The sequence below is a fragment of the Shouchella oshimensis genome (assembly GCF_004375095.1).
Taxonomy (GTDB): domain Bacteria; phylum Bacillota; class Bacilli; order Bacillales; family Bacillaceae_D; genus Shouchella; species Shouchella oshimensis.
Genome location: NZ_SNUX01000003.1, coordinates 665,136 through 680,103 on the forward strand (window position 1 = coordinate 665,136; position 14,968 = coordinate 680,103).

The following is a 14,968-nucleotide window of genomic DNA, read 5'->3' on the forward strand; positions in this document are numbered from 1 at the left end:
CTGATAAACTAGATAGCAATTGCGGAAAGTAGCTTTATGGCTTCGCCTGAAGTTGCTTTTCTTTTGTTATTAAAGGAGTGAGAGTGGCGTGTATTTGCATGGAACAATGGAAATCAATGCAAGTGGACATTTAGAGATTGGTGGTGTAGATACCGTTGAACTAGCAAACGTTTATCGTACCCCTCTATTTGTTTACGATGTTGCACTTATAAAAGAGAGAATGAATGCATTTAAAGACGCGTTTGAAAAGAAGCAAGTAGCTTACCAAGTAGCTTATGCTAGTAAAGCATTTAGCACAGTAGGAATGTATCAACTGGCCCATTCAGCTGGTTTAAGTATTGATGTGGTATCTGGCGGTGAGTTATTTACAGCTCTAAAAGCAGGTGTACCAGCATCTACAATCCATTTTCACGGTAACAACAAAAGCATCGATGAATTAAAGATGGCCTTAGATGAACAAATTGGATGCATTGTTGTCGATAATTTCTACGAATTAAAAACGATTCAGACTTTAGCGGAAGAACGTGGACAAACAGTTCCTGTTCTATTAAGACTAACGCCAAATGTCGAGGCTCATACCCATGAGTATATTACAACAGGTCAAGAGGATTCTAAATTTGGCTTTGATCTAGCAAGTGGTCAAGCTACAAAAGCAATAGGCATTTGCATAGCCGATGAATATCTTCATTTGTTAGGCGTTCACAGTCACATTGGATCACAAATTTTTGAAACAGATGGTTTCGTACTTGCAATAGAAAAAGTATTTGAAAATCTCGCACTCTGGAAACAAACGTTTAACTATGAGCCTGCCGTGCTTAACTTCGGTGGTGGGTTTGGCATCCGTTATGTAGATGGAGATACGCCACTTCATCCGAGTGTATATGTTGAGAAAATCGTTGATGAAACGATAAAGCATACAACCAAATTAGAAATGAATATGCCTGAGATTTGGATTGAACCAGGACGCTCCATTGTTGGGGATGCTGGTACAACCCTTTATACTATTGGTTCGCAAAAAGATATTCCGAATGTACGCCGCTACCTTTCTGTCGATGGAGGGATGGGTGATAACTTACGTCCTGCTCTATACGAAGCAAAGTATGAAGGAATGTTAGCAAATCGTGCAAATGACAAGCCAGAGGATACGTTCTCTGTGGCTGGAAAATGTTGCGAAAGCGGCGATATGTTAATTTGGGATTTGCCCTTACCTGATGTTACCGCAAACGACATATTAGCGATTTCGTGCACAGGTGCGTATGGCTATTCAATGGCAAATAACTACAATCGTATTCCTCGCCCGGCTATTGTGTTTGTTGAAGACGGTGAAGCGCAGCTTGTTGTAAAACGAGAAACCTATGAAGACTTAGTAAAGCTTGATTTGCCCTATCAGCAAAAAGCAGTCGCACCATTTGAGAATTAATGACAATGTGTGTACAATAGATGAAGTGCGGAAGCGCAATTACGAGTAGTGAGAGGACGGATAAAGATGAAAAAAGGTAGCATCACGTTTGAAAACGGCGAAAAAATCGTTATCGATTTCTTTGAGAACGAGGCACCAGGAACAGTTGAAAACTTTGAAACACTAGCGAAAAAAGGTTTTTATGACGGACTAACATTCCACCGCGTTATCCCTGGTTTCGTAGCACAAGGCGGCGACCCGAACGGAAACGGTACAGGAGGTCCTGGCTACACGATTAAATGTGAAACCGCTGGTAACCCACATAAGCACGTAGCAGGTACATTATCTATGGCACATGCTGGTAAAGATACAGGCGGTAGCCAATTCTTTATCGTACATGAGCCACAACCACATCTTGATGGCGTTCATACTGTATTCGGACAAGTTGTTGAAGGCCTTGACAGCGTCTATCGCATTAATCAAGGCGACGTTATGCAAGAAGTAAAAGTTTGGGAAGAATAAAATAAACAAAAAAAGTATGCGCGGGTGAAAAGCTCTGCATGCTTTTTTTGCATAGGAAGTCGTGAAAATGAGTTTTGTTTAATGATCAAGTCTTCAACGATTAAAAAGTAAGTTGTATAAAAATCTTTGTTTAGCAATGGTTCTGCATGATCCTTATTCCTTTTTGTATAATGAAAGTAGTTTGCGTACTTAATTGTTTAAGCAAGTAATATCCTTTTAAAAATGAAAAAGGCAAGCACAGTGTTTCAGCTTCTTGCCATATGCAAAGCAATCAGACAGTGAAGGTCATTTAGTTGCACATGATTGAAGCTGAACAGTTTTTTAGGGCGTGAACTAATGAGAAAGTGATTTTTCATGAAGCAATGCTAAAAACGCTTTTACTTGAGGTAGAGAAGCGTTTTTTTCATTATAATACGTCCATGTATCTCGTCGTAGTTCGTTTCCATTCATATGTAAGCGTGTAAAACGGCATGTCATTTCGTCAAGGTCTTGAGTAGCAATTTCAGGTAAAATACAGGAACCAATGCCGTTTAACATTAGCTGTTTGCAAGTCTCAATTTGGTCGACCTTAATCGTTTGTTTCGGTAAAGGGAACGGTTCAGTAAGAAACCATTTATCAAGTGTTGCATGAAAAGTAGCATCACTTTGGAATTCAATTAAAGTATTCGTGTCTTCATATTGCTTGTTGGCAACATAATAGAGGTTTTCAGAGAATAATTTCTGTTTTACATCTTCTCCTTCAAGCTCTCCTCGTAAGATGCTTACGTGCACATTGTGGCGTTGAGCATACATAGCAGTGGTGAAGCCAGTTTGTAGGTCAATTTTCACTTGAGGGTATTGCTCCATATAGTTCTTTAAGAGTGGGGGAAGATAGTATTGGGCGATAACAGATGATACAGCGAGAGAAAGGGTACCACGAACATGACCTGTTAACGTATTTAACCGATTCATAAATTCTTTTTCTTCGCGAATACGTGTTTTTGCAAATAGAATTACTTCTTCTCCAACTGGTGTGGGGATGAGTGATTTATGAGTGCGAATAAATAGCGCTTCACCCCATTTTTCTTCAATTTGTTTAAGTCGTTGACTCAATGCTGGTTGTGATAAGTATAGTTGTTTGGCGGCGCCCCGAATCGTACCAGCAGCATCTAAAGCAACAATTAATTCATCATCGTCAAGTCTCATTGCAATCATCCTTTTTACGAATCTATCTTTACATTGTAATCGTTCTCAATCTCTATCACAAGGTTGAATAGACAGAATAAATCAACATTGGCACCGATTACGAAATTATGGTAATCTAAAAAAGAAGTGAATTCACAGTATATGCTCTTGTAGGAATATGCTGAAATTTGTAAGCGCTTTATCTTTAGTATGCATGTTTTACACTACGAGTAACGGAGGGATGAAATGGCAATTGAACAAAGCTACTACCCTGGTCTTGATGGCGTTATTGCAGCAGAAACAGATTTATCATTTCTTGATACAGAACAAGGAGAAATTGTGATTCATGGATACGATTTAATTGAACTATCAAAATCACACGGATACTTAGACATTGTCCACTTGCTTTTGCAAGGCACATTGCCTACGTCAACTGAACGAACGGACTTGGCAAAGCGACTAAGTGATTCGTACGATGTTCCAGAAGTGATTCTTGATGTGTTTAAACTCTTACCTGCTTCGACTCATCCAATGGATGCATTGCGCACAGGTATTTCTGTATTAGCAAGCTATGATCACGACTTGTTAAACCGAGATCCAGAAGTAAATCGAGAAAGAGGGTATCAGTTACTTGCGAAGTTACCAACCATCGTCGCAAATAGCTATCGCGTCCTAGAAGGAAAAGACGTTATGCGTCCAAAAGAATCTCTTTCTTATAGCGCGAATTTCTTGTATATGATTACTGGAAAAGAACCGACGGAACTTGAAGAACGGGTTTTTGATCAGTCACTCGTTCTATATTCTGAACATGAAATGCCAAATTCGACATTTACCGCGCGCGTTATTGCTTCTACATTATCGGATATGTATGGTGCATTAACAGGAGCAGTCGCGTCTCTAAAAGGGCATCTTCATGGTGGGGCAAATGAAGCTGTCATGTATATGCTTCTTGATGCGAATACCCCAGAAGAATTCGAAACACTCCTTGCGAACAAGTTGAAGCAAAAAGAGAAAATTATGGGCTTCGGTCATCGGGTTTACATGAAAAAAATGGACCCTCGGGCTCAAATTATGAAAGAAGCATTGGCTGAGTTATCCGTTGCAGCAGGAGACGACCGCCTTTTGCGGATGTGTGAAGCAGGAGAAGCATTGATAGCAAAGGAAAAAGGGCTTTATCCGAACCTTGATTACTATGCAGCCCCTGTTTATTGGATGCTTGGTATTCCAATTGGCCTATATACACCTATTTTTCTTTCATCCAGAACGGTTGGTTTGAGCGCCCATGTAATTGAACAACATGAGAACAATAAATTATTCCGCCCAAGAGTGAAATATACTGGACCAAGACATACAATCAAATAATAGTGACTATGGAGGGTTACGCTTATGTTAACAACAGATACAAGAAAAACAGATCAATTGCTAGAGGATATTGCAGATTATGTCCTAGATAAAGAAATTACAAGTGAGGAAGCGCTAACGACAGCTGCTCATGTTCTTATTGATACTTTAGGTTGTGGTGTATTGGCACTTCGCTATCCTGAATGTGTCAAAATGCTGGGACCAGTAGTGCCAGGTACAACCGTTCCAAATGGCGTGAAAGTACCAGGAACCTCACATGTATTAGACCCAATTCGTGGTGCGTTTAACATTGGTACGATGATTCGCTGGCTTGATTACAACGACACGTGGCTCGCTGCTGAGTGGGGACATCCTTCAGATAACTTAGGCGGTATTTTAGCAACAGCAGACTATATCAGTCGTACAAATATTGCTGAAGGTAAAGAACCATTAACCGTTAAAGATGTATTAGTTGCGATGGTAAAAGCTCATGAAATTCAAGGGGTGCTCGCTTTAGATAATAGTTTTAATCGAGTTGGCTTAGATCACGTTTTACTTGTTAAAGTGGCTTCTACTGCTGTTGTTGCAGGGATGCTAGGAGGCACAAGAGAAGAAATCATTAATGCTGTTTCTCATGCATGGATTGATAATTCAGCATTGCGAACGTATCGTCATGCACCGAATACAGGCTCAAGAAAATCATGGGCAGCTGGTGATGCAACGAGCAGAGGTGTATTTCTTGCAATGACAGCACTTAAAGGAGAAATGGGATACAAAACAGCACTAACAGCTCCAGGTTGGGGTTTTCAAGATGTGCTGTTCAATAATCAAGAACTAACACTAGCAAGAGACCTTGATGCATATGTAATGGAAAATATTTTATTCAAAGTATCGTATCCAGCAGAATTTCATGCTCAAACAGCTGCAGAATGTGCTGTTACTTTACACGAATCCATTAAAGATCGTTTAGACGAGATTGATCGAATTGAAGTGAGTACACATGAGTCAGCCATTCGGATCATTGATAAAAAAGGACCTCTTTACAATCCAGCTGATCGTGATCATTGTTTACAGTACATTATTGCTATAGGGTTATTGAAAGGTGACATTGTTGCTGACGACTATGAAGATGATATGGCGAATGATCCAAGAGTGGACGCGTTAAGAGATTTAATGGTTGTTAGTGAAAACAAGCAGTATTCAAAAGACTATTTAGATCCGAACAAGCGCTCAATCGCCAATGCTATTCAGATTTTCTTTAAAGATGGATCATCGACAGATCAAATTGCAGTGGAGTATCCACTTGGTCATCGTTTTAGAAGAGAAGAAGCAGTTCCAGCAATCCAACAAAAATTTACAGACAATCTAGCAACTCATTACGCTAGTAAGCAGCATCAAGCGATTCTAGACATGACGAATGATTATAAAGAACTAGAAAAAGTTCCAGTACCTGCATTTACAGACTTATTTGCACAGGAATAAAGAAAGGAGCGTGTGAAGATGCCTTGGATTGTTGATCAACCATTGTCACAAAAAGAACTGGCACAACAGTTTCTTAAGCAAGTAAAGGAAAAAGGGATTTTGCAAATTCCCGGCGCTCATGACGCCATGGCAGGTTTAATGGCGAAACAAGCAGGTTTTACAAGCCTCTATCTTTCAGGTGCTGCTTTTACAGCAAGTCTTGGGTTGCCTGATCTTGGAATTGTGAATTCAAAAGAAGTAGCGGATCGGGCTAAAGAAATTATTCGTGCTACAAATCTACCTATTTTAGTTGACATCGACACAGGATTTGGCGGTGTTCTAAATGTAGCGCGTACAGCTGTTGAAATGGTCGAAGCGGGTGTTGCAGCAGTACAAATGGAGGATCAAGATTTGCCGAAAAAATGTGGTCATTTAAACGGCAAGAAGCTTGTTACTACAGAGGAAATGGTGCAAAAGATTGCGGCACTTAAAAAAGCAGCTCCGTCACTCTTGCTCGTTGCGCGGACTGACGCAAGAGGCGTAGAAGGACTGGATGAAGCCATTGACCGGGCCAAAGCTTATGTAGAGGCTGGAGCAGATGCTATTTTTCCAGAAGCGCTCCAAGGCGAGGAAGAGTTTAGAGCGTTTGCGAGTGCAATTGAAGCACCACTCCTTGCTAATATGACCGAATTTGGTAAAACACCGTATTATCAAGCCATTGAATTTGAAGATATGGGGTATGATATGGTGATCTATCCCGTGACGTCTTTACGGGTTGCTGCAAAAGCATATGAGCGTGTTTTTCAAGATATACTAGAGAATGGAACACAAAAAGCTAGCCTCGACCATATGCAGAAACGAAGTGAGCTTTACGAAACCATCTCTTATCAAGATTTTGAAGACCTAGATCAATCAGTAGCAAAAACGGTGCTATCAAAACATCAATAAAAAGCATCATCATGCCTGTACTTTTACCAAAGTGCAGGCTCTTCTCTAAAGGAGGGCTAACAGTGAAAATAGGATTTATTGGTCTTGGAAATATGGGAAAACCGATGTCTCTTAATCTGCTAGAATCTGGGTATGACGTAATAGGGTATGATATAAATGAAAGCGCTTTACAAACGCTTGAAAAGAATGGCGGAAAAGCCGCTTTGACTGTTGATGATGTTGTTGATTACGCTGAATTAATTTTTACAAGCTTACCTTCATCTGAAACATGTGAAAATGTATATTTAGGTGAAAATGGTTTGATACGTAAAGTACCTACTGGGCTTGTGTTAGTCGATACGAGCACCGTTTCACCAGAGCTTGAACGTCGAATTGGTGAAGAAGCAGAAAAGCGAGACGTGTCCTTTCTCGCAGCACCAGTTAGTGGGGGCGTTGTTGGTGCAGAGAATCGTACGTTAACATTTATGGTTGGTGGACCAAAAGCATTGCTAGAAGAGGTTCACAGTCATTTGGCGATCCTTGGAAGCAATATTTTCCACATAAGCGAGCAATACGATAGTGGTACGAATGCAAAATTGATTAACAATTTATTAATTGGCTTCTATACAGCTGGAGTGGCAGAAGCGTTAAAACTAGCGGAAAAAAGTGGTCTAAACCTTGATTTCCTCTTTAATGTTCTGAATGTTTCGTATGGTCAAAGTCGTATTTATGAGCGAAACTATAAATCTTTTATGGTAGACGACAATTACGAACCTGGTTTTGCGTTAAAACTTTTAAATAAAGATTTACGCTTTGCTATGGATTTAGCAAAAGAGCACGGTCTTGAGTTACCTATTAGTCAGGCACTTGTAGACTTATATGAGGATGCAGAAAAGTCTGGCCTAGGTGAGAAAGATATGTCGGTACTGTTTAAGCGTGTTGGAAATCAAACGATCACTTTTAAAGCAGAAGGGGTGTCAGAAGCATGACGACAACAGTGAAAACGGTAAAAAATTGGATTGATGGTAGTTGGGTAGATTCAAGGGCAACTACGCAAGAGACTGTACCGAATCCAGCGACAGGTGAAACCATTGCGACAGTACCTCTTTCAACAGTAGAAGATGTTCATGATGCAGTGGTAGCGGCAAAGCGTGCGTATGAAGAGTGGAAGGTTGTTCCAGTTCCTGAACGAGCACGTTACATGTTCGTTTATTTAGAAAAATTAAAAGAACATCGAGAAGAATTAGCTCAACTTATAACGAAAGAAAATGGTAAGACAATTAAAGATGCACGTGGTGAAGTACAGCGGGGTATAGAATGTGTGGAGCTTGCAACGTCTACACCGTCCATGATGATGGGGGATGCACTTCCGAATATTGCAGGTGGAATTGACGGGTCAATATGGCGTTATCCATTAGGGGTTGTAGCTGGAATTACGCCATTTAATTTTCCGATGATGGTGCCCTTATGGATGTTCCCATTAGCGATTGCTGCTGGTAATACGTTTGTTTTAAAAACGTCGGAGCGAACGCCACTTTTAGCTGAACGACTTGTTGAAATCATGCACGAGACCGGTTTGCCAAATGGTGTTTTAAATTTAATTCATGGTGGAAAAGACGTCGTTAATGGTTTGCTTGAGCATCCGAATGTGGAAGCCATTTCTTTTGTTGGTTCAGAACCTGTTGCAAGACACGTCTATCAAACAGGTACAGCAAATGGAAAGCGAGTCCAAGCATTAGCAGGGGCAAAAAATCACGCTGTGGTTCTGGCGGATTGTGAGATGGAAAAAACCGTACAAGGTGTTATTGGCGCAGCTTTTGCTTCGAGCGGAGAACGTTGCATGGCTTGTTCCGTTGTTGCAGTTGAAGAGTCGTGTGCGGATCAGTTTATGAGTATATTAACACGTGAAACCGAAAAATTAACCGCTGGAAACGGTAGTAGAGATGAACATTTTGTTGGACCACTCATTCGACAGAGTCACAAAGATCGAGTCGTTCGTTTCATTGAAAAAGGTGTAGAAGAAGGAGCGAACCTTGTTATTGATGGCCGTGATCCAGTCGTTGAAGATGATGGTTATTATCTTGGTGCAACCCTATTTGACAACGTCACACCAGATATGACCATTTGGCAGGAAGAGCTTTTTGCGCCTGTTTTAAGTGTGGTTCGAGTGAAGGATTTAGACGAAGGGATTGCGCTAACGAATCAATCTCGTTTCGCAAATGGTGCTGTTCTGTATACATCAAGTGGTAGAGCGGCACAGTATTTTAGGAATTCAATTGATGCTGGCATGATTGGTATCAATGTAAATGTACCGGCACCGATGGCATTCTTTTCATTCGCTGGAAATAAAGCATCTTTCTTCGGTGATTTAGGGACAAATGGCAAAGACGGCATTCAGTTTTACACGCGGAAAAAAGTTGTAACGGAACGTTGGTTTAACTAACACAAAAAAAGAGTGGTCGATTTTCGACCACTCTTTTTTATTTAACAGCTGCTTTTAAATAATCTTCATAAGAATCTTTATCAATCATGCCTTCCTGCGTTAGCTCAATCACTCGATTTGAGATCGTACGAATGAACTGTTGGTCATGTGAGCTAAAGATCATTGAACCTTTGAAGTTAATGAGTCCATTATTCAGTGCAGTAATGGATTCAAGGTCAAGGTGGTTCGTTGGTTCGTCTAGTAATAAAACGTTAGCACCACTTAACATCATTTTTGAGAGCATGCAACGAACTTTCTCTCCACCAGAAAGAACACTTGCATTCTTTAATACTTCTTCACCAGAGAAAAGCATCCGTCCTAGGAAACCGCGTAGGAACGATTCGCTGTCGTCTTCAGGTGAGAATTGACGTAGCCAGTCAACAAGGTTTAGGTCACAGCCTTCAAAAAATTCTGCGTTGTCTTTCGGGAAATACGATTGACTTGTTGTAATGCCCCACTTGAACGAGCCACTATCGGCTTCTAACTCGCCTGTTAAAATTTTAAATAGCGTTGTTTTGGCAAGATCATTTGAACCAACTAACGCAATTTTATCGTCTTTGCTCATGCGGAACGAAACATTGTTTAACACTTTTTCCCCATCAATGGTTTTTGTTAAACCTTCAACTAACAACAAATCATTCCCGATTTCACGATCAGGGGTGAAATGAATATAGGGGTATTTACGAGATGATGGTTTAATGTCATCAAGTGTAATCTTTTCTAATTGTTTTTTACGGGAAGTGGCTTGCTTTGATTTCGATGCGTTCGCACTAAATCGTGCAACGAAACTTTCAAGCTCTTTAATTTTTTCTTCTTTTTTCTTATTTTGATCTTGTGCCATTTTTAATGCTAATTGACTAGACTCATACCAGAAATCATAGTTTCCAACGTAAAGCTGAATCTTTCCAAAATCAAGATCCGCAATGTGAGTACAAACATTATTTAAGAAATGACGATCGTGGGATACAACAATGACCGTATTTTCAAAGTTAATTAAGAAGTCTTCTAACCATTGAATGGCTTTTAAGTCGAGGCCGTTTGTTGGCTCGTCTAGAAGAAGCACGTCAGGTTGACCAAATAGTGCCTGTGCAAGCAACACTTTTACTTTTTCTGACTCAGATAGTTCTGCAAGTGTTTTATAATGAGCGTCTTCACCAATACCGAGCCCTTTTAAAAGAACAGCAGCATCCGATTCTGCTTCCCAACCGTTTAGTTCAGCAAATTCTCCTTCAAGTTCGGCTGCTTTCATGCCGTCTTCATCAGAGAAATCTTCTTTCATATAAATCGCGTCTTTTTCTTGCATAACTTGATAGAGACGAGCGTGACCCATAATAACTGTTTGCAGTACTTGCTCATTTTCATATTCAAAGTGATTTTGCTTTAATACAGCCATACGGGATCCTGGTTTCATTGAAACATGACCTTGCTGCGAATCAATCTCTCCAGATAGGATTTTTAGAAAAGTCGATTTACCAGCACCATTTGCGCCAATTAAGCCGTAGCAGTTTCCAGGGTTAAATTGTATATTTACGTCTTCAAATAGTTTACGTCCGCCGAACTGTAAACCGACGTTAGAAACAGTAATCATTGTGTAACCTCCTAAGAGTCGTAACAAATGTTCGATTTTTAATCCACTCTCTAGTTTACCTTCAAAGTGTAGAGGTGTAAACGGCAAAAGATAAATTCTTTCGCCAAATTAGGTTTTTCCTTGCTTACAACAAAAAAACGCTCGTCCGCATTCTGCGTTAACGAGCGTCTGTTTCATTAGCGAGCATGCATCTCGTTCGGATCTGCGCCTCGACGTTGGTTTCGGTCAAGCTGATTGATTGCGTTCATTTGTTCATCAGTGAGCTCAAAATCGAATACATTGAAATTCTCTTCAATTCGACTTGGTGTGACGGACTTTGGAATGACAATGGTTTCACGTTGAAGGTGCCATCTTAAAACGACTTGAGCAGGTGTTTTTTGATGTGCTTCCGCTATCTGTACAATTACGTCATCCTGCAAGAGCTCTTGTCCTTGGTCAAGAGGGCTCCAAGCTTCCACATAAATATTGTGCTTTTCACAAAAAGCTCTGAGCTCATTTTGAGCTAGGTATGGATGGCATTCAACTTGGTTCAGCACTGGAGGAACATCACATTCATTTAACAAGCGCTCTAAATGCTCAATATGAAAATTACAGACACCGATGGCACGAACGCGACCATCTTTGTATAGTTTTTCTAATGCTTTGTACGTATCAATGTATTGATCAAAGTCGGGTGTTGGCCAGTGGACTAAATACAAATCTACGTAATCAAGACCAAGCTTCTTTATGCTCGTTTCAAAAGCAGCAAGTGTTTGGTCATACCCTTGATCGGAATTCCATACTTTTGTTGTGATAAAGAGTTTTTCTCGGTCAATAGTCGACTCTGCAATGGCTTTTCCCACGCCTGCTTCATTTTGATAAATCATTGCAGTATCAATTGATGTATAGCCGGTTTCTAGTGCTTTTGAAACGGCTGGTTGTGCCTCTTCATCTTTCACTTTCCATACACCAAATCCAAGTTGCGGCATTTCGACGCCATTGTTTAATGTAACCATTTTCATTTTTATCACTCCTTTTTCAACTTGATTATACGCTAAATGAAGGCTTATGGAAAAGCAGAAGGTTTTAACAAAGTGAAAATCGTTTATACAAAGGGTAGAATGGATGGAGGTGTCTCAATTGAAGAAGATCATGATGACACTTGGAGGAAGTTTTCTCTTAGTGGCTTGTAATACGGTAGACGATGAAGAAATGACTGATATAACAGGTGATGCCTCAGACGATAACGATAGGACTGAAAGCGTCGTAGAAGTAGAAGAGACGGTTATGGCGGAGAATCTTCAAAGTCCATGGACCATCGTAAAGGATGAAAGTCGTTTCTTTATTCCTAAGCGAGAAGGAACCATTTATCGAATAGACGAGAATGAAGAGATTACCGAAGAAACGGTACAACTAAATGAAGAGGTTATTCAGGAAGCGGAGTCTGGTTTACTTGGTATGGTGTTAGATCCCGATTTTACCTCGAATGGCTACGCGTATGCGTATCATTCTTATGAAGGTGCTGGCACAGCGATTGAGAATCGAATTGTGCGACTGGAATGGAATGAAGCTGAAGATGAGTGGACAGAAAACGCGGTCTTGTTAGACGGGATTCCTGGTGCCCCAACGCATAATGGGGGTAGGCTAGCGATTGGACCAGATGGATATTTATATGCCACAACAGGTGATGCGGAAGAAGTAGACTTGGCACAGGATCAAGAGAGCTTGGCAGGGTCTATTTTACGTATGGAGTTAGATGGTGCTATTCCTGAAGACAATCCGTTTGATGGTTCACTTGTGTATTCATATGGCCATCGAAATCCGCAAGGGCTAACATGGTTACAGGATGGAACAATGTATAGTTCGGAACACGGAGCTTCGGGTCATGATGAACTTAACGTTATTGAAGCCGGCAATAATTACGGTTGGCCTGTGATTGAAGGCGATGAAGAAGAAGAAGGAATGGAGACACCTATTATCCATTCTGGCCAAGATACGTGGGCGCCTTCAGGAATCACGACAGATGAAGACGTGATTTATACGGCAGGTTTGAGAGGGGAAGCTGTTTATTTGTTTAACCCTGAAGAACCAACAGAATGGACAGAATATGTATCAGATTATGGTCGTGTTCGAGATGTGATGATTGAAGGAAACGATCTTTATTTTATCACGAATAATACTGACGGTAGAGGAAATCCAGAAAGTGAAGATGATCGTCTCATTCACATGGAATTAAATTAAGAATTGGCTTAAATCGTTTTGAGCGCATATGTTACACTAGGAATGAGAAGAATAAATGAGGTGACAATAATGGAAGAATTAAAAACCGTTCAAGAGTGGGAAACGTTTAAAGAGAAAGCTACTGAACAAACCGTATTAGTTTTTAAACATAGCACACAGTGTCCTGTCAGTGCAGAGGCGTTTGAGGAATTTCAAGCGTTCACAAGCGATAACCCTACTTATGCAACGGCGTTTGTAAAAGTAATTGAATCACGACCTGTTTCAAACCAAATTGCGGAGGATTTAGACACCGTTCATAAATCTCCTCAGCTGTTTGTATTAAAAAATGGCCAAGTTCATTGGACTGAATCTCACTGGAACATTAAGAACAAGGCGATTGCAGAACAAGTCTGATTAAACGAAAACGAACGATTCTGCGCTTGCGCTATCGTTCGTTTTTTTGTTTTGCTTGTTGATCTTGCTTAAAAATGCAGCGATAAGTAAATAAAACAAGTAGTATAACGAGAATGGATGCGCTACGCTGTATGATTTCAAACCAAGTCACTATCATCACCTCATACGATTACTATTCTCAACGTATCTATTGTTTATACGTGAAATGCCTAAAAAGAAGAAGGCTTCTCTATTAATAAAAAGCAACTAGTACATTACTCTATTTTTATAGCCTTCAGGCAAACAAACAAGAATGTCATGCGGGCATTGCATAACGTAGAAGCATGGAGGTGATTCTGTGAATCTAGCAGTTTATGCGATAAGCTTGTTTGTATCAATCTTAGTCGGTTTAACAAGCGTATTTGGAGCAGTGTTCTCGCTGCTTTCTGGATTGGGAAGTGCTTATTTTTTATCGTGGCTAGGTGTAGCTGCTTTTTCTTTTCTAGTGATTTATGTCATTGAGTTAAGTGCGCGTGTAGCAGCCATTGAAGCAAGACTTGATGAAGAGGAAGAAGAATAGAGAGTAAGAAGATTTTCCCTACTATACTGAATGGGCGGTTGTGGATTTACCGCCCATTTGGCTTAGCTATGTGCTTAAGATAAACTATCTAAACATGTCTGTAGGATTATAATGTGGAAAATAAGAGAGGTTTATGAGTAGAATTACATAGTTGATTTGTTTATATGTATGTCGCGTCTCACTAACTCTTTTTCTAAAATAGCAAGAAAATCTTCTTCTAATTGAATTTGTTTTGCTTTGTTATACGCTTCTAGTAATACGGAATCAGACAATTGTTCAATCATTCATAACGCTCCTTCAACATATAAATCGTTTCTATAACGTTCCCGTACCCATATAAAAATAGATATAAACAAAAAAAATACGACAAAAACCTAGTTTACTTAAAAACTAGGTTCGTCACCGCACCACTGAATTTTTCCGTTTTTTTCCTCTTTATTAAGCGTAATAGAGAAAGAATGTTTTTTATAGAAGTGAGTAAGTCGGTCAACGTGATCCCAGTCGCGTTGAACAATATGTCCTTGGATATCACAGTTTTCTTTCCACGCAATCTCTTTGAGATAATGCATACAGATAGAGCCATAACCTCTGCATGGCTCTCCTTTTATATCATCAATAAAAAGCGTATTGGCCTTTTTGTATTCGGCTTCTAAAACGAAATCCCATTTACCGTCATAAGGTTGACTGCAATCATTGATCATCACTTGAAACGCATCATTGTAATAAGACTTTGAGACAATGACCCATTCTTCTTCATCTATTTGCTCAATGCCTATAACTTCCTTCTTGTCTTCTTTTGCAATTTCTTTCACCTGTTGTTGCATACGAATTAATTGAATATCTCGTTTATCTGCCTTTGGTAGAGTAGAGACTGACATCTAAACACTCCTTCTCGTCCTTAGGAAATCCGTG

At 40.1% G+C, this 14,968-nt stretch carries 15 protein-coding genes; 10 read left to right on the forward strand and 5 right to left on the reverse strand.

Annotated features, from left to right (window positions below; translation table 11 throughout):
* The first annotated feature begins 88 nt into the window (after positions 1-88).
* Both lysA and E2L03_RS14350 read left to right on the forward strand, forming a co-directional pair.
* Positions 89-1,420, forward strand: a complete 1,332-nt coding sequence (gene lysA / locus E2L03_RS14345) for a diaminopimelate decarboxylase (RefSeq protein ID WP_095150128.1) — start codon at positions 89-91, stop codon at positions 1,418-1,420.
* Positions 1,421-1,486: 66 nt separating this feature from the next.
* Positions 1,487-1,921 (forward strand): peptidylprolyl isomerase, encoded by a 435-nt coding sequence (locus E2L03_RS14350; RefSeq protein ID WP_035394036.1) that lies wholly within the window; start codon positions 1,487-1,489, stop codon positions 1,919-1,921.
* 333 nt (positions 1,922-2,254) lie between these two features.
* Here E2L03_RS14350 and E2L03_RS14355 read toward each other — a convergent pair whose 3' ends face one another.
* Positions 2,255-3,106, reverse strand: a complete 852-nt coding sequence (locus E2L03_RS14355) for a LysR family transcriptional regulator (protein ID WP_166740319.1) — start codon at positions 3,104-3,106, stop codon at positions 2,255-2,257.
* 225 nt (positions 3,107-3,331) lie between these two features.
* Here E2L03_RS14355 and mmgD point away from each other — a divergent pair, with 225 nt between their 5' ends.
* The 5 genes from mmgD (at position 3,332) to E2L03_RS14380 (ending at position 9,257) form a co-directional block, all read left to right on the forward strand.
* Positions 3,332-4,447: a citrate synthase gene (mmgD, locus tag E2L03_RS14360; protein WP_038479290.1), complete on the forward strand. Its 1,116-nt coding sequence runs from the start codon at positions 3,332-3,334 to the stop codon at positions 4,445-4,447.
* Between the two features lie 24 nt (positions 4,448-4,471).
* On the forward strand, positions 4,472-5,908 hold the full coding sequence (locus E2L03_RS14365) for a bifunctional 2-methylcitrate dehydratase/aconitate hydratase (RefSeq protein WP_038479293.1): 1,437 nt from the start codon (positions 4,472-4,474) through the stop codon (positions 5,906-5,908).
* Between the two features lie 18 nt (positions 5,909-5,926).
* Positions 5,927-6,835, forward strand: coding sequence for a methylisocitrate lyase (gene prpB / locus E2L03_RS14370; protein WP_038479296.1), 909 nt, complete (start codon positions 5,927-5,929; stop codon positions 6,833-6,835).
* 62 nt (positions 6,836-6,897) lie between these two features.
* The gene (locus E2L03_RS14375; RefSeq protein WP_276324731.1) at positions 6,898-7,803 is read left to right on the forward strand and encodes an NAD(P)-dependent oxidoreductase; all 906 of its coding nucleotides are present in this window, start codon (positions 6,898-6,900) and stop codon (positions 7,801-7,803) included.
* A complete protein-coding gene (locus E2L03_RS14380; protein ID WP_134259453.1) occupies positions 7,800-9,257 on the forward strand; it encodes a CoA-acylating methylmalonate-semialdehyde dehydrogenase in 1,458 nt (485 codons plus the stop codon). The genes E2L03_RS14375 and E2L03_RS14380 overlap by 4 nt, the downstream gene beginning before the upstream one ends.
* 37 nt (positions 9,258-9,294) lie before the next feature.
* Here E2L03_RS14380 and E2L03_RS14385 read toward each other — a convergent pair whose 3' ends face one another.
* On the reverse strand, positions 9,295-10,884 hold the full coding sequence (locus E2L03_RS14385; protein WP_038479302.1) for an ABC-F family ATP-binding cassette domain-containing protein: 1,590 nt from the start codon (positions 10,882-10,884) through the stop codon (positions 9,295-9,297).
* Between the two features lie 176 nt (positions 10,885-11,060).
* On the reverse strand, positions 11,061-11,885 hold the full coding sequence (locus E2L03_RS14390) for an aldo/keto reductase (RefSeq protein ID WP_038479305.1): 825 nt from the start codon (positions 11,883-11,885) through the stop codon (positions 11,061-11,063).
* Positions 11,886-11,994: 109 nt separating this feature from the next.
* Between E2L03_RS14390 and E2L03_RS14395 the strand changes: the two genes are divergently transcribed.
* The 3 genes from E2L03_RS14395 to E2L03_RS14405 all read left to right on the forward strand — a co-directional run bounded on the left by E2L03_RS14395 (position 11,995) and on the right by E2L03_RS14405 (position 14,056).
* Positions 11,995-13,104 carry a PQQ-dependent sugar dehydrogenase gene (locus tag E2L03_RS14395; protein WP_236702382.1) on the forward strand — a complete coding sequence of 370 codons (1,110 nt, stop codon included), beginning with the start codon at positions 11,995-11,997 and terminating at the stop codon, positions 13,102-13,104.
* Positions 13,105-13,173: 69 nt separating this feature from the next.
* Positions 13,174-13,497 carry a bacillithiol system redox-active protein YtxJ gene (gene ytxJ, locus E2L03_RS14400; protein ID WP_055735930.1) on the forward strand — a complete coding sequence of 108 codons (324 nt, stop codon included), beginning with the start codon at positions 13,174-13,176 and terminating at the stop codon, positions 13,495-13,497.
* A gap of 337 nt (positions 13,498-13,834) precedes the next feature.
* Positions 13,835-14,056, forward strand: a complete 222-nt coding sequence (locus tag E2L03_RS14405) for a hypothetical protein (RefSeq protein WP_038479314.1) — start codon at positions 13,835-13,837, stop codon at positions 14,054-14,056.
* Positions 14,057-14,199: 143 nt separating this feature from the next.
* On the opposite strand, the gene sda is transcribed toward E2L03_RS14405, so the two are convergent.
* Complete coding sequence (sda, locus tag E2L03_RS14410; protein WP_078440168.1) at positions 14,200-14,340, reverse strand: sporulation histidine kinase inhibitor Sda; 141 nt, start codon at positions 14,338-14,340, stop codon at positions 14,200-14,202.
* Between the two features lie 99 nt (positions 14,341-14,439).
* Complete coding sequence (locus E2L03_RS14415; RefSeq protein WP_055735929.1) at positions 14,440-14,934, reverse strand: hypothetical protein; 495 nt, start codon at positions 14,932-14,934, stop codon at positions 14,440-14,442.
* Positions 14,935-14,968 lie beyond the last annotated feature (34 nt).

Excerpts from the sequence above, each read along its gene's own strand:
- mmgD (WP_038479290.1), top strand. The coding sequence starts at position 3,332 with ATGGCAATTGAACAAAGCTACTACCCTGGTCTTGATGGCGTTATTGCA.
- E2L03_RS14365 (WP_038479293.1), top strand. The coding sequence starts at position 4,472 with ATGTTAACAACAGATACAAGAAAAACAGATCAATTGCTAGAGGATATT.
- prpB (WP_038479296.1), top strand. The coding sequence starts at position 5,927 with ATGCCTTGGATTGTTGATCAACCATTGTCACAAAAAGAACTGGCACAA.
- E2L03_RS14350 (WP_035394036.1), top strand. The coding sequence starts at position 1,487 with ATGAAAAAAGGTAGCATCACGTTTGAAAACGGCGAAAAAATCGTTATC.
- E2L03_RS14385 (WP_038479302.1), bottom strand. The coding sequence starts at position 10,884 with ATGATTACTGTTTCTAACGTCGGTTTACAGTTCGGCGGACGTAAACTA.
- E2L03_RS14355 (WP_166740319.1), bottom strand. The coding sequence starts at position 3,106 with ATGAGACTTGACGATGATGAATTAATTGTTGCTTTAGATGCTGCTGGT.
- E2L03_RS14415 (WP_055735929.1), bottom strand. The coding sequence starts at position 14,934 with ATGTCAGTCTCTACTCTACCAAAGGCAGATAAACGAGATATTCAATTA.
- ytxJ (WP_055735930.1), top strand. The coding sequence starts at position 13,174 with ATGGAAGAATTAAAAACCGTTCAAGAGTGGGAAACGTTTAAAGAGAAA.
- sda (WP_078440168.1), bottom strand. The coding sequence starts at position 14,340 with ATGATTGAACAATTGTCTGATTCCGTATTACTAGAAGCGTATAACAAA.
- E2L03_RS14380 (WP_134259453.1), top strand. The coding sequence starts at position 7,800 with ATGACGACAACAGTGAAAACGGTAAAAAATTGGATTGATGGTAGTTGG.
- E2L03_RS14390 (WP_038479305.1), bottom strand. The coding sequence starts at position 11,885 with ATGAAAATGGTTACATTAAACAATGGCGTCGAAATGCCGCAACTTGGA.